General features: G+C 71.3%; 20 protein-coding genes. 14 read left to right on the forward strand and 6 right to left on the reverse strand.

Annotated elements, in window-relative coordinates; all coding sequences use genetic code 11:
• Positions 1 to 134 precede the first annotated feature (134 nt).
• Positions 135 to 257 carry a hypothetical protein gene (locus tag ASD56_RS16575; protein WP_268777915.1) on the reverse strand — a complete coding sequence of 41 codons (123 nt, stop codon included), beginning with the start codon at positions 255 to 257 and terminating at the stop codon, positions 135 to 137.
• A 255-nt stretch (positions 258 to 512) separates the two neighbouring features.
• Between ASD56_RS16575 and ASD56_RS13770 the strand changes: the two genes are divergently transcribed.
• Entirely contained in the window at positions 513 to 1151 is a 639-nt protein-coding gene (locus tag ASD56_RS13770; RefSeq protein ID WP_055966816.1) for a 50S ribosomal protein L25/general stress protein Ctc, read from the forward strand.
• A gap of 77 nt (positions 1152 to 1228) precedes the next feature.
• Positions 1229 to 1813: an aminoacyl-tRNA hydrolase gene (pth, locus tag ASD56_RS13775; RefSeq protein WP_055966819.1), complete on the forward strand. Its 585-nt coding sequence runs from the start codon at positions 1229 to 1231 to the stop codon at positions 1811 to 1813.
• 24 nt (positions 1814 to 1837) lie between these two features.
• On the opposite strand, the gene ASD56_RS13780 is transcribed toward pth, so the two are convergent.
• Positions 1838 to 2569 (reverse strand): hypothetical protein, encoded by a 732-nt coding sequence (locus tag ASD56_RS13780; RefSeq protein WP_200947527.1) that lies wholly within the window; start codon positions 2567 to 2569, stop codon positions 1838 to 1840.
• Positions 2570 to 2729: 160 nt separating this feature from the next.
• Between ASD56_RS13780 and mfd the strand changes: the two genes are divergently transcribed.
• Together mfd and ASD56_RS13790 are read left to right on the forward strand one after the other, a co-directional pair.
• Positions 2730 to 6341, forward strand: a complete 3612-nt coding sequence (gene mfd, locus ASD56_RS13785) for a transcription-repair coupling factor (protein ID WP_055966822.1) — start codon at positions 2730 to 2732, stop codon at positions 6339 to 6341.
• 65 nt (positions 6342 to 6406) lie between these two features.
• Positions 6407 to 7006 carry a gamma carbonic anhydrase family protein gene (locus ASD56_RS13790; protein WP_055966825.1) on the forward strand — a complete coding sequence of 200 codons (600 nt, stop codon included), beginning with the start codon at positions 6407 to 6409 and terminating at the stop codon, positions 7004 to 7006.
• A 40-nt stretch (positions 7007 to 7046) separates the two neighbouring features.
• On the opposite strand, the gene ASD56_RS13795 is transcribed toward ASD56_RS13790, so the two are convergent.
• Positions 7047 to 7217: a hypothetical protein gene (locus ASD56_RS13795; protein ID WP_157536100.1), complete on the reverse strand. Its 171-nt coding sequence runs from the start codon at positions 7215 to 7217 to the stop codon at positions 7047 to 7049.
• A 50-nt stretch (positions 7218 to 7267) separates the two neighbouring features.
• Complete coding sequence (locus tag ASD56_RS13800) at positions 7268 to 9940, reverse strand: phosphoenolpyruvate carboxylase (RefSeq protein WP_055966829.1); 2673 nt, start codon at positions 9938 to 9940, stop codon at positions 7268 to 7270.
• 150 nt (positions 9941 to 10090) lie between these two features.
• Between ASD56_RS13800 and ASD56_RS13805 the strand changes: the two genes are divergently transcribed.
• The 3 genes from ASD56_RS13805 to hisS are packed head-to-tail and all read left to right on the forward strand — an operon-like array spanning position 10091 to position 13278.
• Entirely contained in the window at positions 10091 to 11287 is a 1197-nt protein-coding gene (locus ASD56_RS13805) for a Na+/H+ antiporter NhaA (RefSeq protein WP_055966832.1), read from the forward strand.
• The gene (locus tag ASD56_RS13810) at positions 11284 to 11949 is read left to right on the forward strand and encodes a MazG family protein (protein WP_055966835.1); all 666 of its coding nucleotides are present in this window, start codon (positions 11284 to 11286) and stop codon (positions 11947 to 11949) included. The genes ASD56_RS13805 and ASD56_RS13810 overlap by 4 nt, the downstream gene beginning before the upstream one ends.
• 48 nt (positions 11950 to 11997) lie before the next feature.
• Complete coding sequence (hisS, locus tag ASD56_RS13815) at positions 11998 to 13278, forward strand: histidine--tRNA ligase (RefSeq protein WP_055967254.1); 1281 nt, start codon at positions 11998 to 12000, stop codon at positions 13276 to 13278.
• On the opposite strand, the gene ASD56_RS13820 is transcribed toward hisS, so the two are convergent.
• A complete protein-coding gene (locus ASD56_RS13820; RefSeq protein WP_055966838.1) occupies positions 13262 to 14515 on the reverse strand; it encodes an APC family permease in 1254 nt (417 codons plus the stop codon). The genes hisS and ASD56_RS13820 overlap by 17 nt on opposite strands.
• Before the next feature lie 36 nt (positions 14516 to 14551).
• On the reverse strand, positions 14552 to 15025 hold the full coding sequence (locus tag ASD56_RS13825; RefSeq protein WP_055967257.1) for a DUF4442 domain-containing protein: 474 nt from the start codon (positions 15023 to 15025) through the stop codon (positions 14552 to 14554).
• A 108-nt stretch (positions 15026 to 15133) separates the two neighbouring features.
• Here ASD56_RS13825 and ASD56_RS13830 point away from each other — a divergent pair, with 108 nt between their 5' ends.
• The 7 genes from ASD56_RS13830 to ASD56_RS13860 all read left to right on the forward strand — a co-directional run bounded on the left by ASD56_RS13830 (position 15134) and on the right by ASD56_RS13860 (position 21033).
• On the forward strand, positions 15134 to 15484 hold the full coding sequence (locus ASD56_RS13830; RefSeq protein ID WP_055966844.1) for a GntR family transcriptional regulator: 351 nt from the start codon (positions 15134 to 15136) through the stop codon (positions 15482 to 15484).
• Positions 15481 to 16503 (forward strand): DUF1648 domain-containing protein, encoded by a 1023-nt coding sequence (locus ASD56_RS13835; protein ID WP_055966845.1) that lies wholly within the window; start codon positions 15481 to 15483, stop codon positions 16501 to 16503. The genes ASD56_RS13830 and ASD56_RS13835 overlap by 4 nt, the downstream gene beginning before the upstream one ends.
• A 31-nt stretch (positions 16504 to 16534) precedes the next feature.
• Positions 16535 to 17203: an O-methyltransferase gene (locus ASD56_RS13840; RefSeq protein ID WP_055966848.1), complete on the forward strand. Its 669-nt coding sequence runs from the start codon at positions 16535 to 16537 to the stop codon at positions 17201 to 17203.
• A 117-nt stretch (positions 17204 to 17320) separates the two neighbouring features.
• The gene (gene eno, locus ASD56_RS13845) at positions 17321 to 18601 is read left to right on the forward strand and encodes a phosphopyruvate hydratase (RefSeq protein WP_055966851.1); all 1281 of its coding nucleotides are present in this window, start codon (positions 17321 to 17323) and stop codon (positions 18599 to 18601) included.
• A 33-nt stretch (positions 18602 to 18634) separates the two neighbouring features.
• Positions 18635 to 19174 carry an FtsB family cell division protein gene (locus ASD56_RS13850; protein ID WP_055966854.1) on the forward strand — a complete coding sequence of 180 codons (540 nt, stop codon included), beginning with the start codon at positions 18635 to 18637 and terminating at the stop codon, positions 19172 to 19174.
• 60 nt (positions 19175 to 19234) lie between these two features.
• On the forward strand, positions 19235 to 19753 hold the full coding sequence (locus ASD56_RS13855; RefSeq protein WP_055966856.1) for a DUF501 domain-containing protein: 519 nt from the start codon (positions 19235 to 19237) through the stop codon (positions 19751 to 19753).
• Positions 19750 to 21033: a S8 family serine peptidase gene (locus ASD56_RS13860; protein ID WP_055966859.1), complete on the forward strand. Its 1284-nt coding sequence runs from the start codon at positions 19750 to 19752 to the stop codon at positions 21031 to 21033. Before ASD56_RS13855 ends, ASD56_RS13860 begins: the two co-directional genes overlap by 4 nt.
• Positions 21034 to 21039: the final 6 nt, after the last annotated feature.

A 21039-nucleotide genomic window follows, 5' to 3' on the forward strand; every position in this document is an offset into this window, starting at 1 on the left:
GGGCTCGTTCGAAGACACACGCACTCCTGAAGGTCGGGAAGGGAAGGGTTCCAGCCTAGAGTCTGGCGTGCTCGTGTTACGCGGGAAGTGCGGGATCCTCACCACCGCGCGGGCGGTGTTGTGAGGCGCGCCGATCAGTCGCCGCGGTAGTTGGCGCGTCCCATCGACCAGAAGGCGGCGACCGTGAGGAGACCGCCGACGGCCGCCATCGCGCCGATCAGCCACAGCAGCGCGTGCGTCATGAAGCCGTGATCCATCAGTGTCCTCCGGGGTGGTTCGGGTGCGTTCCTCATCGTAGCGGCCCCCCTGGTAGACTCGGTGATTGAACTTCGGCGAGGGATGCCTCGCGCCCGCCTGACGGCGGGATGCGGCATCCGTGATCGACGCGGTGGAGCGGGCCCCTGGGCTTTCCTCACGCGTGTGCGTTCGAGTCGAGACAAACCCCACATACCTGGGCCCGCCACCTGAGCGGACCCGCAATCAGAACGGGCGCACGCCCGCGAGGAGAAACCATGTCGACTGAGTCCGACACCAAGGTCCACGCCGAAGTCCGCGAGAACTTCGGAAAGGGCTTCGCCCGCCGCCTGCGCGCCGCCGGCAAGATCCCCGCCGTCATCTACGGTCACGGCACCGACCCGGTGCACGTCGCCCTTCCGGGCCACCAGATCGCGCTGCTCATCCGCCGCGCGAACGTCGTGCTCGAGCTCGACGTCAACGGTCGTCAGGAGCTCACCTTGGTCAAGGACGTCCAGAAGGACCCCGTGCACCAGATCATCGAGCACATCGACCTCCTCGTCGTGAAGAAGGGCGAGAAGGTCCAGGTCGACGTTCCCGTCACGCTCATCGGCGAGTCCGCCGCGGGCACCGTCGTCGCGCAGGACGCCAACACGGTCCTGCTCGAGGTCGAGGCCACGCACATCCCCGAGCGCGTCGAGCTCGACATCGAGGGCCTCGAAGAGGGCACCCACATCACCGCCGCCGACCTGAAGCTGCCCAAGGGCGCTTCGCTGGCCGTCGACCCCGAGACGCTGATCGTCGCGATCTCCGTCCCGTCCGGTGCCGCCGACGACGAGATCGCCGCCGCCGACGCTGCTGTCGCCGCCGAGCAGGCCGAGGCCACCGAGGCCGCGACCGAGGCAGAGTCCGAGTAAGCACCGCTGCATCATTCGACGAAGCCCGTCCCCGATACTTGAGGGGGCGGGCTTCGCCGTCGGAAGGGCAAGGGCAGATGGCACAGGCGTGGCTGATCGTGGGGCTCGGAAATCCGGGACCCCGCTACGAGCTCACCCGTCACAACGTCGGCCAGATGGTGCTCGACGAGCTGGCAGCGCGCCGGGGCGAGGGCTTCCGCGCCCACAAGGCGAACGCGCGCGTCGCCGAGACCTGGCTGCGCCCCGGCGGAGCCAAGCTCATCCTCGCCAAGCCCAACACGTTCATGAACGTCTCGGGCGGACCGGTCGCCGGCCTCGCGAAGTTCTACGGCGTCGAGCCCGAGCACGTGGTCGTGGTCCACGATGAGCTCGACATCCCCTTCGACACCATCAAGCTCAAGACCGGCGGCGGGCACGGCGGCCACAACGGCGTCCGCGACGTGGCGAAGGCGCTGGACTCCGGCGAGTTCGCTCGCGTGCGCGTGGGGATCGGGCGCCCGCCCGGCCGCCAGGATCCCGCGGACTGGGTGCTCGATCCGTTCGGCGCCACCGAGCGCAAGAATCTGCCCATCCTGCTGGGCGATGCGGCCGACGCGGTCGAGCAGCTCGTCGACGAAGGACTCCTCGCGGCGCAGCAGAAGCACCACGCCCCGCGCGGCTGACCACGCGTCGTCGAGGTCGGCCGGTCAGCCGCCGATGCTGGACGCGATTCCGGCGGTCAGGAAGCTCCACAGGACGACGGAGAAGACGATCGGCCCGACCGCGGCGACCACGATCGCCGCGATGCCCGCGCCGCGGCCTCGCCGCTTCACGGCGGCGATGATGCCCTGCACGATCGCCCACACGCCGAGGACGGTGCCGATCCAGAAGGCGATCTCGCCGAGGAGCACCCACCCGCGCACCGGCGAGAGGTAGGACAGGTCGAAGTCGGCTTCCAGCGGCATCATCGCCATCCGATCGCCCGTGCCGAGGCCGGCGTTGAATCCGGCGACCGCCGCGGCGATGGCCGCTCCGACGACGGCGAGGAGGGCGAGGATCAGCGCGACGACGCCGAGCGCGCGCCCGCCGGCAGGCGGTGCGGCGACGAAAAGCGGGGCATACGACGGAGCACCGGTGGCAGGCTGGACTCCCGCCGGGTACGCCGCGACGGTTCCTGGCGGGTAGATCGGGTTCACGGCTGGCGCGGGGTAGCCCGTGGGCACCGCATGGCCGGACTGCGGCGCGGGACCTGGGGATGCCGGGTAGCCGTAGCCCGTCGGGGCTGCGTATCCGGGCTGCGGGACAGGCGTCCCGAAGGGCGCGGCGCCCGGCGGCGCCCAGGGAGCGGCGTGCGGGGTCGCGGGCGCTCCCGCAACCGGCGCGGGCGGGATCTGCACGGGCGGAGAATCCGGGGTGGCCTGGTCGGCGGGGTCGCTCACGCGTTCATCCTAGGAGCCCGGTGCCGCGGCACCCGGCGTCTTCTTCCCGATGAACGGTCGCAACACGCCGTCAGGGCCCGGGCGGAACGGCGTGTCGCGTCCGTTCGGACGAAGACAGGGCGACGAGCCCGGTGTCGGGGCCTGCGCTTAGACTCGTCCGGTGACAGTTCCCGGGATCGTGCGCGCCCTCGAGCAGGCAGAGTCGTTCCGGGATGCGGTGGCCGCGTCCTCTGTCGACGCCGACTTCTCGCTCGTCGAAGGCCTGGGTGCCCCCCTGCTCGCGGCGCTCATCGAACGCCGCCGCGCCGCAGGCAAGCCGCCGATCGTGCTGCTGGTCACCCCGACCGGCCGGCGCGCAGAGTCGCTCGGCCCCGCGCTCGGTGCGCTCCTTCCCGGCGCCGAGGTGCTGCACTTCCCCGCCTGGGAGACCCTGCCGCACGAACGCCTCAGCCCCAGCGCCGAGATCGTCGGCACCCGGCTCGAAGTGCTCGGACGCATCGCGCGCTGGGATGCCTCGACACCGCTCGTCATCACGGCGTCGGTGCGCGGCGCGATCCAGCCGCTCGCCGCCGGGCTCACCGACGTGCCGCCGGTGCAGCTCACCGTCGGCGGACGCGGCCACGACCTGGGCGAGGTCTCGCTGCGACTGGTCGAGCTGGCCTACCACCGCGTCGACATGGTCTCGCGCCGCGGCGAGTTCGCCGTGCGCGGCGGCATCCTCGACGTCTTTCCGCCGACCGCGGCGCACCCGTACCGCATCGAGTTCTTCGGCGACGAGGTCGATCAGATCCGCGCCTTCTCGGTCGCCGATCAGCGCTCGCTTCCCGGTGAGGTGCGCGAGGTCGCGCTGATCGCCAGTCGGGAGCTGCTGCTCACCCAGGCGGTGCGCGACCGCGCCCGCGATCTCAAGACCGACTTCCCGGGCCTGGCGGGGATGCTCGAGAAGATGTCCGAGGGGATCCCCGTCGAGGGCATGGAGTCGCTCCTTCCCGCCGTCGTCGATCGCCTCGTGACGCTCGCGGACTATCTGCCCGAGCACGCGGCGATCGCCCTCGTCGAGCCCGAGCGCGCCGTCACCCGCGCGATCACGCTCGGCGACACGAACCGCGAGTTCCTCGAGGCGGCCTGGAGCGCGGCGACCGCGGGCGCCCAGACCCCCATCGATCTCGGTGCCGGCGATTTCCTCACGCTGCCGGCGCTGCGCGAGGCGGCGCACGCTCGCGGCGACGTGTGGTGGACGCTGAGCGCATTCGACTCGGGAGAAGCGGATGCCGCGGCCGAGGGCCTGCTCGACGCCGACATCGACGTGGCTCTTCAGGCCGCTGCCGTGGTGCGGGTCGCTGCCAATCCGGTGCCGTCGTTCCAGGGCAACGTCGACGGTGCCACGGCGCACGTCGCCCAGCTGCTGGCGGACGGCTGGAGCGTCGTGGTCGCGGCATCCGGAACCGGACTCGTGGAGCGCGCCCGCGATGTGCTCGCAGAGCGCGACATCGCCGCGCGACGCGTCGACGAGGTCCTCACCGCGCCCGAGCCGGGCGTCGCCCACATCGTGCTGTCGGTGCTCGAGCGAGGCTTCGAGGTGCCCGATGCCAAGCTCGCGGTGCTCACCGAGACCGAGTTCTACGGCCGCACGATCGGCGGCGACCAGCGCGTCGTCAAGAAGCTGGCGTCGCGGCGCAAGAACGTCGTCGACCCGCTGCAGCTGAAGGCAGGCGACCACGTCGTCCATGCCACGCACGGCATCGGCCGGTTCGTCGAGATGACGCAGCGCGAGGTGTCCAGCGGCGGCCGCAACGCGGTCAAGAGCATGCGCGAGTACCTCGTGCTCGAGTACGCGCCGTCCAAGCGCGGGCACCCCGGCGACAAGCTCTACGTGCCCACGGATCAGCTGGACCTGCTGTCGAAGTACGTCGGCGGCGAGGCGCCGAGTCTGTCCAAGATGGGCGGCAGCGACTGGGCCGCGGCGAAGGGCCGCGCACGCAAGGCGGTGCGCGACATCGCCGTCGAGCTCGTGAAGCTCTACTCGGCGCGCATGTCGGCCAAGGGCTACGCGTTCGGTCCCGACACACCCTGGCAGCGCGAGCTGGAGGAGGCGTTCCCGTTCGCCGAGACCCCCGACCAGCTGCAGACGATCGACGAGATCAAGGCCGACATGGAGAAGCCGATCCCGATGGACCGGCTGCTGTCGGGCGACGTCGGCTTCGGCAAGACCGAGGTCGCCGTCCGGGCAGCGTTCAAAGCCATCCAGGAGGGCAAGCAGGTCGCGATGCTCGTCCCGACGACGCTGCTGGTCAAGCAGCACCTCGAGACGTTCACCGAGCGCTTCGCCGGGTTCCCGGTCAAGGTGAAGGCGCTCTCGCGCTTCCAGACCGACAAGCAGGCACGCGAGGTCGTCGACGGCCTCGCCGACGGCACCGTCGACATGGTGATCGGCACGCACCGCATCCTCACCGAGAAGGTCCACTTCAAGGACCTCGGGCTCATGATCATCGACGAGGAGCAGCGCTTCGGCGTCGAGCACAAGGACACGCTGAAGAAGCTCAAGACCAACGTCGACATCCTCGCGATGAGCGCGACGCCGATCCCGCGCACGCTCGAGATGGCGGTGACGGGCATCCGTGAGATGTCGACGCTGCAGACGCCTCCGGAAGACCGGCATCCGATCCTCTCGTTCGTGGGCCCGCGCAACGACAAGCAGATCGCCGCCGCGATCCGCCGGGAGCTGCTGCGCGAGGGACAGGTGTTCTTCGTGCACAACCGGGTCTCGTCGATCCAGCGCGTGGCCGCCGAGCTCGCCGAGCTGATCCCCGAGGCGCGCATCGCCGTCGCCCACGGGCAGATGGGCGAGCACGCGCTCGAAGAGGTCGTGGACGCGTTCTGGGAGCGTCGCTTCGACGTGCTGGTGTGCACCACGATCGTCGAGACCGGCCTGGACATCTCCAACGCGAACACGATCATCATCGATCGCGCCGACAAGTACGGCCTGTCGCAGCTGCACCAGCTGCGCGGCCGCGTCGGACGCGCCCGAGAGCGGGCCTACGCCTACTTCCTGTACGACGAGATGAAGCCGCTGTCCGAGACCGCCGCCGACCGGCTCGAGACGATCGCGGTCAACAACGACCTCGGCAGCGGCATGCAGGTGGCGCTCAAGGATCTCGAGCTGCGCGGTGCGGGAAACCTCCTCGGCGCCGAGCAGGCCGGGCACATCGCCGGCGTCGGCTTCGACCTCTACCTGCGCATGATCGGCGAGGCCGTGTCGGCCTTCCGCGGCGACGAGGTCGAGGGCCCGACCGAGCTCCGCCTCGAGCTTCCGGTGCAGGCGCGCATCCCCGAGTCGTACATCGACAGTGAGCGACTGCGGCTCGAGGCCTACCAGAAGCTCTCGGCCGCGGCATCCGTCGCCGCCAAGGACGACGCGCTCGACCTCGTGGTCGACGAGCTGACCGACCGCTACGGCGACCTGCCGGCCGATGTCGAGGGACTGCTGGCCGTCGCCCGGCTGCGGCGCCGGGCGGCGCAGTCGGGCCTGGCCGACGTCGTCGCGATGGGGCCGAACCTGCGCATCGCGCCGGCGGACCTTCCCGACTCGATGCGCGTGCGCCTGCAGCGGCTCTACCCGAAGGCGAAGCTGCTCGCGGGCGGTGACGCGCTCGTGGTCCCGCTGCCCACGGTCGACGGCGAGCGCGTGTCCGATGCCCAGCTCATCGCGTGGGTCGGCCAGCTGCTCGACCAGCTGTGGCCCGTGAAGGATGCCGCAACCGCGAGCGCCTGAATCCCCCCGATCACCCCGCAAGAGCCGCCCGCTACGCTGGCAGCGACCCACCGACGGGAGCACCGATGCGATTCGAGCACCTCGGGGCCCAGCCCCGCATCCACCCCGACGCGGTCGTCGCGGCGACCGCGGTCATCAGCGGCGACGTCGAGATCGGCGCCGACTGCCAGATCCTCCACGGCGCCGTGATCACGGCCGAGGGCGGACCGATCACACTCGGCGAGAACGTCATCGTGATGGAGAACGCTCTCATCCGCGCCACCGCGACCAATCCGGTGCACATCGGCGATCACGTGCTGATCGGCCCCATGGCGAGCGTCTCGGGAGCCGTCGTCGAGGACGAGGTGTTCCTCGCCACCGGCACGCGCGTGTTCAACGGGGCGCGCATCGGCCGCGGCAGCGAGGTGCGCATCAACGCGGTCGTGCACCTGCGCACCACCCTGCCGCCCGAGAGCACTGTCCCGATCGCGTGGGTCGCCGTGGGCGAGCCGCTGCAGATCCTGCCGCCGCACGAGCACGAGCAGATCTGGGCCGCTCAGCGCGAGCTCGACTTCCCCGGCTACGTCTTCGGCCTCGACCGCGAGACCCCCGACCTCATGGTGCAGCTCACTGAGCGCTACGGGCGGGGCCTCTCGCGCCACGCCGAGGACCGCAGGCTCGATTGATCGGATGCCGCGGGCCGCGGCATCCGATTCCGTCCGTCGGTCAGTCCCAGACGAGCAGGCAGTCGCGACACTCGAACTCGAGGCGCTCCACCCAGCCGTCGTCGAGGTGATCGCGCCGGTCGAGCTCGACGCGGAACCACCTCGGCTCGGTCGCTCGCACGGCGAGCGACCCGCATGCGGGACAGACTTCGGCTACGACGATCCGTGCCATGCCCGACACGGTAGCCCCGCCACGCGGGATCGCCGGAAGCGACGCGCGTGTCAGCCGGTGTTCTGCAGGCCGGCGGCGACCCCGCTGACCGACAGGAGCAGCAGCCGCTGCTGCTCGGGATCGGCCGGAGCGCCCTCGGGAGCGTCGCGCAGCGCGCGCAGGGCCCGCAGCTGCAGCAGCGACAGGGCGTCGACGTAGGGGCTGCGCATCTTGACGGCCCGCTGCAGCACCGGCTTGTTGCCGAGCAGCTCGGTGCCTCCGGTCACCCGGATCACCCACGAGCGGGTGAGCGCCATCTCGTCGCGCACGAGACCGGCGAGATCGTCGCGATCGCCGAGCTCGAGGTAGTGGCGCGCGATGCGGTCGTCGGCCTTGGCGAGGCTCATGGCGACGTTGTCGATCATGGTGCGGAAGAGCGGCCATTCGACGTACGCGGCCTGCAGGAGGGCCTCGTCGCCGACGGCCTCGAGGGCGCTGCCGAGTCCGAACCAGCCGGCGAGGTTGATGCGCGCCTGCGTCCACGCGAACACCCAGGGGATCGCGCGGAGATCCTCGAGCGACTCGACCGACAGGCCGCGGCGGGCCGGACGCGAGCCGAGGGCGAGCTGGCCGAGCTCTTCCATCGGCGTCACGCGGGCGAACCACGGTGCGAAGCCGGGAGCCTTGACGAGTGCGAAGAAGCGGTCGCGCGACGCCTGGTCCATCGTGGCGGCGACGCCGGCGTAGCGCTCGGCGGCCGCACGGTTGCGCTCCTCGTTCGACGGGGAGGACGCCAGCAGGATCGCCGCGGCGACCTGCTCGATGTGACGCATCGCGATGGCCGGATCGCCGTAGCGCGCGAAGATGACCTCGCCCTGCTCGGTGAGCTTGAAGCGTCCGTCGACCGAGTGCGGCGGCTGGGCGAGGATCGCCGAGTTGGCGGGTCCGCCGCCGCGCCCGAGCGCTCCGCCGCGACCGTGGAACAGGGTGAGCTCGATGCGCTCCTCGCGCGCCCAGGCGGAGATCGCAGCCTGGGCCTCGTAGAGCGCGAGGTTGGCGGCGACGGGCCCCACGTCCTTCGACGAGTCGGAGTAGCCGAGCATGACCTCGAGCCGGCGACCGGTGGCCTCGAGCCGGGCGGCGAAGTCGGGGTCCTGGACGATCTCCGCCAGGATGCGCGGTGCGGCCTGCAGGTCGGCGAAGGTCTCGAACAGCGGAATGACGTCGAGCACCGGGGCCGGCGTGCCGTCGTCCGCGGCGTGCCGGGCGAGCCGGTGCACGTTCGCGAGATCGTCCGCCGACTGCGTGAACGAGACGATGTAGCGTCCCGCGGCGCGGGGGCCGTAGCGCTCCTGCAGGAAGGCGACCGACCGGAAGACGTCGAGGACCTCGTCGGCCTGCTCGCTGCGCGGGCCGCCCGCCTCGAGCTCGGCCAGCACCTTGGCGTGGACGGCCGAGTGCTGGCGGACCTCGAGCTCGGTCAGGTGGAACCCGTAGGTCTCGACCTGCCACAGCAGCTGCTGCAGGTGACCGTAGGCCTGGCGCGGCGCGCCGGCCTGAACGAGCGAGTCCTGCACGACGCGGAGGTCGGCGAGGAAGTCCTCGGGGTCGCGGTAGCCGAGCGCGTCGTCACGCACCCGGGTCGCGGCGAGCCGGCGGCCCAGCAGCAGCAGGATGCGCCGGTGCGGCTCGTCGGGGGATCGCTTCGCGATCTCGAGCGCGGCGTCGGCGTCGGCGGCGGACAGCCGCTCCCACAGCGCCACGAGGTCGGCGCTCGGCGGAGTGGTCGCCGCATCGAGGGTGAGCGTGCGGCCGATGCGGTTCGTCGTGCGCTCGAGCCCGAGCAGGACATGGTCGCCGGCGATCTCGGCGGCCTGACGGGTGACGGATGCCGTCACGAACGGGTTGCCGTCACGGTCGCCGCCGACCCACGAGCCGACGCGCACGAACGGGCGCACAACAGGGGCGCGGCCGCCGGCTCCGGGACCCTGGAGCGCATCGTCGACGCGACGGTAGACGTGGGGGACGGCGGTGAAGAGCGTGTCGTCGAACACGGCCATCACGGCGCGGACCTCGTCGGTCGGAGAGGGCTTCTCGGGCCGCAGCGGCGCGGTGCGCCAGAGCGTGTCGACCTCTTCCAGCATGCGCCGCGATGCGCGACGCTCGTCAGCGCCGTTGCGGAGCGCGGCGTCGTGCTGCTCGAGCAGGGTCGCCAGCCGGCGGATGCTCTCGGACACCGCCCGCCGGCGCGCTTCGGTCGGGTGCGCAGTGAAGACGGGGTGGAACCGCATCGCCTGCAGGCGCGAGAGCGCGGTGTCGTCGCCGACCTCCTCGGCCAGGCGCACGAAGGCGGCGGCCAGCGAGTCGGTGGCGTGCTCGCGATCCGGCCGCCCGTCGCGCTCGCGCAGCACGCGCACGCGCTGGTGCTCCTCGGCGAGGTTGACGAGGTGGAAGTACACGGTGAAGGCGCGGGCGACCTCGTCCGCCCGTTCGATCGTGAACGAGTCGGCGATCGCCGCTGCCCGCGCGAAGGCCTCCGGCGTCTCGTCGGTGTACGCCTGGATCGTCGCCGTCCGCAGCCGCTCGACGTCGTCGAACAGTCCGGGCGAGCCGCTCTCGCGCAGCACCTGGCCCAGCAGGGACCCGAGCATGCGGACGTCTCCGCGCATTCGCTCGGGGATCTCCTGCTCGGCCTCGTAGCGGCCGACGAGGTCGATCGCTTCGGTCTGGGTCAGTTCGCGCATGGCTTCAACGCTAACCCCGTGGTGTTTCCGCGCCGTCACGCGCGACGGCGTATGACGCCGGACGGTGGCTAGACTGCCCGCAGGTGTGCCGGGAAGTCTGGTCGGCGATGTCGCGGCGACCCTCGCAGCGACGGTGACGGAAGGAACCCGATGGCATTGTTACGGTCTGCCCGATTCCCGGCGATCGTCCTCCTCGCCTCTGCGCTGCTCGCGCTCGTGCTGGCGAACTCTCCGCTCGGACCCGCGATCGCAGGGGTCAAGGAGACGTATCTGGGCATCCCGGGCGTGTTCGAGATGTCGGTCGGGCACTGGATCCAGGACGGACTCCTCGCGATCTTCTTCTTCCTCGTCGCCGTGGAGCTGCAGTACGAGCTGACCAGTGGCGAGCTGAATTCGGCCCGCAAGGCGCTGCAGCCCGCGATCGCGGCTGCCGGCGGAGTCCTGGTTCCCATCGCCGTCTACCTTCTCTTCGCCGCGGGATCCGACGCGGCCGACGGCTGGCCCATCCCCACGGCGACCGACATCGCCTTCGCGCTCGGGGTGCTCGCGCTGTTCGGCAAGGGGCTGCCCGCCGCCATCCGCATCTTCCTCCTCGCCCTGGCGATCCTCGACGACATCGTCGGCATCATCTTCATCGCCGTCCTGTTCACCGACGGCGTGAACGTGGGCCTGCTGGCGCTGGCGGCGCTCGCGCTGGTCGTGTTCGGCTTCCTGAGCCGGCAGCTCGACTCCCGGGCCCGCCTGCCGATCATCGTCATCCTCGTCGTGTTGGCGATCGTGACCTGGGTCCTCGTGTACCTGTCGGGCGTGCATGCGACGATCGCCGGCGTGGGGCTGGGCCTGGTCATGGCACAGCAGCCCGCTTTGCGGGCCCGTCACGAACTCGAGCCCTGGGTGAACGGCATCGTGTTGCCGCTGTTCGCCTTCTCGGCCGCATTCGTCGTCATTCCCGCCGTCTCGCCTGCGCAGCTGTCGCCCGCGTTCTGGGGTGTCCTGGTCGCATTGCCGGTCGGGAAGATCGTGGGCATCGCGCTCGCCGGATGGCTCTCGCTGCGGGTGGGCAACCGTGGCGCCGCCCCGCATCTGACGTTCGCGGACCTCATCGCGGCGGGTGCGCTCGGCGGCATCGGCTTCACCGTCTCCCTGCTGCTGTCGGAGCTGGCCTTCGCCGGCGCGCCGCTGGTGCGCGATGAGGCGACGCTCGGCGTCCTCGCCGGATCGGCCATCTCGATCGTCCTCGCGGTCGTGCTCATCACGCTCCGCGCCCGGCATTACCGTCGCACGTCGCCCGCGTCGCGCGACGAGGAGCTGCCGCCCACTGAGACCCACCCGGGGCAGATCGCATGAACGGCGACCGCGTCCCCTCCGGCGACCCGCTGCGCGAGGCCGCCGACACGATGCGCGCGGTGCGGGACCGGTGCGTGTGGACGCAGCAGATCGACCACCGGGCGCTCGTGCCGTACCTGATCGAGGAGAGCGCCGAACTCATCGACGCCGTCGAGGAGGACGATCGCGCCGAGCTCCGCGAGGAACTAGGCGACCTGCTGTGGCAGGTGCTCTTCCACGCCGAGATCGCCTCGCGCGACCAGGACGATCCCTTCGACATCGATGACGTCGCGCGGGGTCTCACCGACAAGATGGTGCGGCGGCATCCGCATGTCTTCGGCGATGCGGTCGCGAACACTCCCGAAGAGGTGCTGGTCCACTGGAACGCCGCCAAGGCCGCCGAGAAGAGCTCGCGCACCAGCGTGCTGGACGGAGTGAGTGGACGGATGCCGTCGCTCGCGCTCGCGCAGAAGCTCGTCGGCAAAGCGGCCCAGGTCGGCGTCGAGATCGAGTCCCCGGTCGAACCCGCGGCCGGCCTGCGGTCCGAGGCCGAGCTCGGCGACGCGCTGCTGGCACTCGTGGCCTCTGCGCGCTCGAACGGGTGGGACGCCGAGCGGGCGCTGCGCGAGCGCCTGCGCGTCCTGACAGAAGAGGTGCGAGCGGCCGAAGCGGATCCTGCCTGACGGACCTGGAAGGATGGAGCCGTGGCATCCGTGAACCCGCCGCGCGGCATGCGCGACTTCCTCCCCGCCGACAAGGCCCGTCGCGAGCGCGTTCTCGCCGTCATCCGCGATCGGTATCGCGTGCACGGGTTCGACGAGATCGAGACCCCGGTCATGGAGGAGTACTCCCGCCTGCACGCCGGCATCGGCGGCGACAACGAGAAGCTCGCGTACAACGTGCTCAAGCGCGGCCTCGACGCCGACGCGGTGCGCGGCGCCGCCGACGACCAGGCCCAACTGACCGACCTCGGCCTGCGCTACGACCTCACCGTGCCGCTGGCACGCTTCTACGCGACCAACCGCGGCCAGCTGCCGACGGTGTTCCGCTCCATCCAGATCGCGCCGGTGTGGCGCGCGGAGCGGCCGCAGAAGGGCCGCTACCGCCAGTTCATGCAGTGCGACATCGACATCATGGGGGATGCCTCGGCCCGCGCCGAGTCGGAGCTCATCGTCGCGACGCTCGACACGCTCGACGCGCTCGGGCTCGAGGGCGGCAGCGTCCGCATCAACGATCGCCGGGTGCTGGACTGGATGCTGGACGCCTTCGGGTTCACGCCCGAGGAGCGCCCGAGCGTGCTCATCACGATCGACAAGCTCGACAAGGTCGGCACGTCGGGCGTGATCGCCGAGCTTCGCGAGCGCGGGGCCGCGGCATCCGCCGTCGATGCCTTCGAAGCGTTCCTCACGCGCCCGATGACGATGGAGTACAACCCGTACGGCGAGAGGCAGATCCGCAAGTTCCTGCCGGCCGACGCGCCCGATGAGGTCGTCGCTCACCTCGTCGCGATCGGGGAGGCCGTCGCGGCGGCGCGGTCCGTCGCCGGAGGCGGAGAGACGGCCCTCGCCGACATCCCGCTGGTGTTCGACCCGTTCCTGGTGCGCGGCATGGGCTATTACACCGGCACGATCTTCGAGCTGGCCCACCCCTCGGTGGACTACTCGCTGGGCGGCGGTGGCCGCTACGACGGCATGATCGGCCGCTTCCTCGGCCAGGACGTGCCGGCTGTCGGGTTCTCGATCGGCTTCGAGCGGCTCGTGGATCTCGTCGAGATCGCCGACGAGGGCGCGCGGACCGCGGTCGTCCTGGTGCACGACCGCGACGTCCCCGAGAGCGAGCTGCTGGCGCACAAGGCGGCGCTCATCGCCTCCGGGTCGCGCGTGCGTCTGGAGCAGCGCACCAAGAACCTCAAGGCGCTCCTGGAGCGGGCGGCCGCCGACGGCTACACGTCGTTCGCGACCCTCGCCGCCGGGGCCGCGCCGGGGACGCTCGAGATCAAGCCGCTCGCGTGAACCGCAGCCGCAGCATGCGGTAGCCGACCCCGGCGATCACGACGGCCAGCCCGCCGACCACGCTCTGCCAGGGCAGGGTCGCGCCGAGGGTGACGCACCCGACCGCGCCGACGAGCTGCAGCACCCGGGGAAAGCGGCGGACGCTCGCGCCCCGGCGGAACGCCGCGATGTTGGCGACGAGGTAGTACAGCAGCACGCCGAACGACGAGAACCCGATGGCGCCGCGGATGTCGACGAGCGCGACGACGGCCATGACGATCACGGCGATCGCCACGTCGGCGCGGTGCGGCACGTGCCAGCGAGGGTGCACTGCCGCCAGGAACCGGGGAAGATCGCCCTCTCGCGCCATGGCGAACCCCGTGCGTCCGATGCCGGCGATGAGGGCCAGAAGAGCGCCGAGGGATGCCGCGGCCGCCCCCACGCGGACCACCGGCTCCGCCCAGGCCCAGCCCGCGGCTGCGGTGGCGGCGGCGACGGGTTCCGTCGAAGCCGCGGTCGCCTCGGGGCCGAGCGTCGACAGCACCGTGACGGCGACGAGGCCGTAGACGACCAGTGCTCCGGCGAAGGCCAGGACGATCGCCAGGGGGATCGTGCGGGCGGGGTCGCGCACCTCCTCGCCCATGGTGGCGATCCGCGCGTAGCCGGCGAACGCGAAGAAGAGCAGGCCCGCCGACTGCAGGATGCCGTAGGCGCCGCCCGTCCAGAGCGACTCCGCGGTGAGCCAGCCAGGGGCGTCGGGCGCGGTCACTCCGGCGGCGACGGCGATGGCGAGAGTCAGCAGCACGCCGACCACGATGATGCGGGTGAGCTGCGCCGTGCGGGTGACGCCGAACCAGTTCACTGCCGCCAGAGCCGCCACGGCGAGGATCGCGACCGGGCGCTCCCAGCCCGGGGGAGCCGCATACGCCGCGAACGTCAGCGCCATCGCGGCGCAGCTCGCGAGCTTGCCGATCACGAATCCCCAGCCGGCGATGAATCCCCACCACGGGCCCAGCTCGGCGCGGCCGTAGGCGTAGACGCCGCCGGAGGTCGGGTGGACGGCGGCGAGCTGCGCGGTCGAGGTGGCGTTGCCGAACGCGACGACGGCGGCGACGGCGAGTCCGATGAGGAGCCCGGAGCCGGCAGCCGCGGCGGCCGGCCCGAAGGCCGCGAACACGCCGGCGCCGATCATCGAGCCGAGGCCGATGAACACCGCGTCGCCGAGCCCCAGTCGGCGCTGGAGCGAGGGCGAGGTCATGCCCGCACGATACCGCGCGGCGATGAACTGGTCGGGTCAGGCGGTGGTCGCCGCGGTGACGCGCTTCTTCTCGCGCACGTAGACCTCGCGGCGCACGCGGGCCACGACGTCGCCCGCGGCATCCGTGATGTCGGTCTCGAACCATTCGAGCACCTTCGCACCGCCGCGGGCGCGCTCGCGGAGCTCGTCCGCTTTGGCGGCCGGCACGTCGAAGTGAGCGGTCAGCACGCCCCGACCGGGCTTGAGGAACTCGATCTCGCCGCGCGTGTCCCACACCACGTAGTCCCGGCCGAGCTGGTGCATGACGAGCATGAAGAAGTACGGGTCCGTCATCGCCGACATCGAGCCGCCGAACGCCGTCTTGACGTAGTTGCGGGTGATGCGGTTGACGTGCAGCTCGACGGTGGCGCTGGTCCAGTCCTCGGCGAACCGCTTGATCCGGATGCCGCTCCACAGGTTCGGCGCCCACAGGCTCATTCCGATGGCCAATCGTCTGGGGGTGACTCGCATGCCGGTCATGGTGCCAAAGGCCGCGCTGGGACTCGGCATCCGTTGTCGGATGGTCACAATCCGCGCGCGGGACGAACACACTAGTTCTAGTTGTTATAGAATTCTTTCATGCTCCTCCGAATCGACCCTGCCAGCGACGAGCCGATCTTCGCGCAGATCGCCGCCTCCGTGCGGATGGATGCCGCGGCCGGCCGGCTGGTGCCGGGTGACCGGCTGCCGTCCGCGCGCGACGTCGCCGAGGCGCTCGGCGTCAACCTCCACACCGTGCTGCGCGCGTACCAGGATCTGCGCGACGAGGGACTCATCGACATGCGCCGCGGTCGCGGTGCCGTCGTGACCGACGCCGCCGGTCCGCTCGCCGACCTGCACCACGACATCCGCGCCCTCGCCGCCAAAGCGCGCGCGCTGGGCCTCTCGTCCGACACCCTCGCCTCTCTCGTGAAGGAGAACCTCTCATGACCGACCTCGTCCGCGGCGCCTATCGCCGCTTCCTCCTGATCGGGCTCGTCCTTCCCCTCGTCGTCGCGGTTATCGCCGTCGCGCTGCAGCTGTGGTGGCTGCCGTCGCTGCCGGACCCAGCAGCGATCCACTGGTCCGGCTCGGGTCCCGACGGCTTCGCGCCGCCCTGGACGTACCCGGTGCTCACCGCTGCCCTCGCGATCGGGCTGCCGCTGCTGCTCGCCGGCATCGCCCACGCCGCCGCGCGGGCAGGGGAGTGGGGACCGAACCTGCGATTCCTCGGCGCGGTCTCGCTCGGCACGTCGCTCGGCCTTTCCCTCGCGCTGACGTGGTCGGTCGCGATGCAGCGCGGGCTGACGGATGCCGCGGACGCCCCGGGCGTCGGCATCCCCCTCCTCGCGGCGCTCGGTCTGGGGCTCGTCGCGGGAGTCATCGGATGGTTCGCGCAGCCCGGGGTCTCCCGCAGCAACGGGACGGCCGCTTCCGGTCAGGCGGCGCCGATCGTGCTGGCTGAGGGGGAACGCGCCGTCTGGCTGCGCACGACCACGATGTCGCGAGGCGGGATGGCGGCACTCCTCGCCGGGGTCCTCGCGCTCGCGGGCGCCGTCTTCGTCACCGCCCTCGCCGGGCCCGATCGCCGTCTTCCCTGGATCCTCGCGGGCGCGCTCGTGGTCTTCCTCCTCGCCGTCCTGAGCACCACGGTGTTCCGCGTGCGCGTCGACGAGCAGGGCCTCACCGTGCGCTCCGGTCTCGGCGTGCCCCGGTTCCGGGTGCCGCTGGGCGACGTCGCGACCGCCGAGGTGTCCCACGTCCAGGCGCTCGCGGAGTTCGGCGGCATCGGCATCCGCTCGGTTCCGGGCCGCCGCTTCGGAGTGGTGCTGCGCTCGGGCGACGCGCTGCGGGTGCACCGCGTCGACGGCCGGGAATTCGTCGTGACGGTCGACGACGCGACGACGGGTGCAGCGCTGCTGACCGCGCTGGCGGCGCGCGAACGAGCCGCGGTGCCCGGGACGACTTGACCGCCGGCACGAGCACCGGTTTGCTGAACCCATGACCGATCCCACCCCCGACCTGTGGCGCCGCGTGGACGCCTATCTCACCGAGACGCTCGTGGGGCACGACCCCGTGCTGGACGGCGCGGTCGCCGATCAGAACGCGGCGGGTCTGCCTCCGATCGAGGTCGCACCGGTCAACGGCAAGCTCCTGAACCTGCTCACCCGCATCAGCGGCGCTCGCCGGGTGCTCGAGATCGGCACGCTCGGCGCATACTCGACGATCTGGATGGCGCGCGGACTGCCCGACGACGGCTTCATCGTCACGATCGAGGCCGAGCCCCGCATCGCCGACATCGCGCGCGCCAATCTCGAGCGGGCCGGTGTCGCGGGCAAGGTCGAGGTCAAGCTCGGTCGTGCCGCCGAGGTGCTGCCCACGCTCGACGGTTCGGAGCCGTTCGACCTCGTCTTCATCGACGCCGACAAGGAGTCGAACACGATCTACCTCGACTGGGCGGCGCGCCTGGGCCGGCCCGGCACCGTCGTCGTGGTCGACAACACCGTGCGCGGGGGAGAGGTCGCCAACCCCGCCACCGAGAACCCGCAGGTGATCGGCGTGCAGCGCGGGCTGGAGATGCTCGGACGCGACCCGAGATTCGACGCCACGGCGCTCCAGACGCTCGACCTGAAGGGCTACGACGGGGTCGCGATCGCCATCGTCCTGTGAGCGTAAACATCGGATGAGTCGGCGTCCTGTGGCTCGCGGCATCCCGATCACTAGACTCGTCTGCGGACCGACGACGCTCCGCATCACCACCCCCCACCACGAACTAGGAGCTTTCCCGTGGCATTGATCGAGGCTGTAGGCGCACGCGAGATTCTCGACTCGCGCGGAAACCCGACCGTTGAGGTGGAGGTGCTGCTCGACGACGGCATCGTCCAGCGCGCGGCCGTCCCCTCCGGCGCATCGACCGGAGCCTTCGAGGCGTACGAGCTGCGCGACGGCGACAAGAGCCGCTACGGCGGCAAGGGCGTGCTGAAGGCCGTGGCCGCCGTCATCGACGAGCTCGGCCCCGCCATCGAGGGCGTCGACGCGAGCGAGCAGCGCATCATCGACGAGATCCTCATCGAGGTCGACGGCACCGACAACAAGGGCCGCGTCGGCGCCAACGCCATCCTCGGCGTCTCGCTCGCGGTGGCCAAGGCCGCCGCCGACTCCGCCGACCTGCCGCTGTTCCGCTACCTGGGCGGCCCGAACGCCCACGTGCTGCCCGTCCCGCTGTTCAACGTCATCAACGGCGGCTCGCACGCCGACAACGGCATCGACATGCAGGAGTTCTTCCTCGCGCCCATCGGGGCCGAGACGTTCTCCGAGTCGCTGCGCTGGGGCACCGAGGTGTACCACGTCCTCAAGGGCGAGCTGAAGGCCGCCGGCTTCGCGACTGGCCTCGGCGACGAGGGCGGCTTCGCCCCCGACCTGCCCAACAACCGCGAGGGCCTCGACTTCCTCGTGCAGGCGATCGAGAAGGCCGGCTTCACGCCGGGCCGCGACATCGCGCTGGGCCTGGACGTCGCGGCCACCGAGTTCTTCAACGACGGCGTGTACCGCCTCGACGACAAGGACTGGACCGCGGAAGAGCTCACCGAGTACTACATCGGCCTGGTCAACGACTACCCGATCGTCACGATCGAGGACGCACTCGCCGAAGACGACTGGGACGCCTGGAAGCACCTCACCGATGAACTCGGATCGAAGATCCAGCTCGTCGGCGACGACCTGTTCGTGACCAACCCGACGCGCCTCGCCGACGGCATCAAGCGCGGCGTCGCCAACTCGCTGCTGGTGAAGGTCAACCAGATCGGCACGCTGTCCGAGACCCTCGACGCCGTCGACATGGCGCACCGCGCCGGCTACACCGCGATGCTCTCGCACCGCTCCGGCGAGACCGAGGACACCACCATCGCCGACTTGGTCGTGGCGACCGGAGCCGGTCAGATCAAGAGCGGCGCGCCCGCCCGCAGCGAGCGCGTCGCGAAATACAATCAGCTTCTGCGCATCGAGGAAGAGCTGGGCGACGCGGCGACGTTCATCGGCCGCGCGGCCTTCCCGCGCTTCACGGGCTGACGCTCTGACAGAGCACTGAAGAGAGGGGGAGCCGTGGCGAAGACGACGGCTCCCTCTTCTCGTCCCGCCGGACGCCGTCCGGTCCGGCGCCCGGTCGACGTGCGGGGCTGGCTCGGCGGCATCCGTCTGTCGGGCTTCATGGTCATCATGCTCGGGCTGGTGGTCCTCGCGACCTTCGTCCTGGTGCCGACGATCGGCACCTACGTCGACCAGCGGCAGCAGATCGCCGCGCTCGCCGCCGCCGTCGAGATCAGCCGCGACGAGGTCGAGGAGCTCGAGTCGCAGCGCGATCGCTGGGCGGATCCCGCCTACATCACGACGCAGGCGCGCGAGCGGCTGTACTACGTGCGCCCGGGCGAGGTCGTCTACCTCGTCGACAACGATCTGCCGCCGGAGCTGCGCCCGCAGGAGCAGGCGCCGGTGAGCGACGAGGTCGAGCAGACGCGGACCGACTGGATGTCGCAGCTCGTGCGGTCCGTGACCGCGGCCGGATTGGCCCAGACCGTCAAGCTTCCCGCGATCGGCGTTCCCGACGCGCCGCCGCCCGGCGACACGCCCGCGCCGACCCCCTGACCGTCGCGGACTCCCATGACGATCCAGCACCGTCCCAGGCGGCGCCGATACCCTGGCGACGTGACGACCGTGCCGCTCTCCCCTGTCAGTGACGCCGACCTCGAGGTGCTGCGCGAGCAGCTGGGCCGCCCGTCCCGCGGGGCGGTGGGCATCGCCGCACGCTGCGTCTGCGGCAATCCCACCGTCGTGGCCACGTCCCCGCGGCTGCCCGACGGCACGCCGTTCCCCACGTTCTACTACCTCACCCATCCGGCCGCGACGGTCGCGATGTCGGTTCTCGAGGCCGACCACGTCATGCGGGCGCTCAACGACGAGCTCGCCGACGACGAGGACCTCGCCGCGGCGTACGCCGCCGCGCACGAGGCCTACCTGCGCGACCGCGCGGTGTACGGCGAGGTCGAGGAGATCGACGGCATCTCCGCCGGCGGCATGCCCACGCGCGTCAAGTGCCTGCACGCCCTCGCCGGTCACGCGCTCGCCGCCGGTCCGGGTGTGAACCCGATCGGCGACCGGGCGCTCGAGCTCTCGTCGTGGTCGCCCGACCGCTGCGTGTGCGAACGGCCCGGGAACGCCGGATGATCAGGCGCCTTGTCGCCGCGATCGCCGGTGCCGCCGTCGCACTGACGCTGATGGCCGCGGCTCCGGCTGCGGCGGCCACGCTGCCCGACGAGGCTCCGACGACCGACCCGGTGCGCGACGCGGAGTACTGGCTCGCGGACTACGGCATCGAGAAGGCGTGGGAGACCACCCGCGGCAAGGGCGTGCGGATCGCGGTCATCGACACCGGCATCGGCAAGGGCCCGGTCGAGTTCGAGGGCGCCGTGGTCGGCGGCACCGACGTCTCGGGTGCCGGAACCTCCGACGGGCGCACCCCGGTGGGTGCGGTCGACGCGAACCACGGCAGCTGGGTGGCGTCGCTCGCGGCCGGCCGGGGAACCGGGCCGCAGACCGGCATGATCGGCGTCGCGCCCGAGGCCGAGCTGCTCTCGGTGTCCGTCGGCTTCGGCTCGGCCGCGACCAAGCCCTTCACCGAGCAGATCTCCGAGGCGATCCGGTGGTCCGTGGACCACGGGGCGGACGTCATCAACATGTCGCTCACGACGAACACCCCGGACTGGGACGAGAGCTGGGACGAGGCGTTCCTCTACGCGTTCGAGCACGACGTCGTGGTCATCGTCGCCGCGGGCAACCGGGGGAGCGGCACCACGCTGGTGGGAGCCCCCGCGACGATCCCGGGCGTGCTCACGGTCGCGGGGGTCGATCCGAACGGCAACGCCAGCGTCGAGGCATCCACCCAGGGCATCACGATCGGCGTCTCCGCGCCCAGTGAGAACCTCGTGGGGGTGTCGGCGGACGGCCGCCTGGTGCTCTGGAACGGCACCAGCGGCGCGGCGCCGATCGTGGCCGGCATCGCCGCGCTCGTGCGCTCCGCCCACCCCGAGCTCGATGCCGACAACGTCATCAACCGCATCGTCGCCACGGCCCGGCCTGCACTGAACGCCACCGAGGTCCCGGACCCCCTGTACGGCTTCGGACTGGTGGATGCCGCGGCCGCCGTCACCGCGGACGTGCCCACCGTGGCCGAGAATCCCATGGGCAGCCTGACCGAGTGGATCCGGGTGCACCGGCGCGCACAGAGCGACCCGTCGCCGGCGCTCCCCGCCGAGCCGGTGGCCGTCGAGCCGCTCCCGCCGGCCGACAGCGCGGAGCGCGAAACCTCGGCCCTGCTGCCCTCGCAGCAGACCCTGCTCTACGGGACTCTGCCGCTCTCGGTGCTCACAGCGACGGCTATACTGGTGGCGCTCGGCGTCACCGCAGCTGTCCGACGCATCCGATTGGCGTCCCGCACGCCGAGCTGACTCAGG

Source organism: Microbacterium sp. Root166 (assembly GCF_001427145.1).
Lineage (GTDB): Bacteria > Actinomycetota > Actinomycetes > Actinomycetales > Microbacteriaceae > Microbacterium.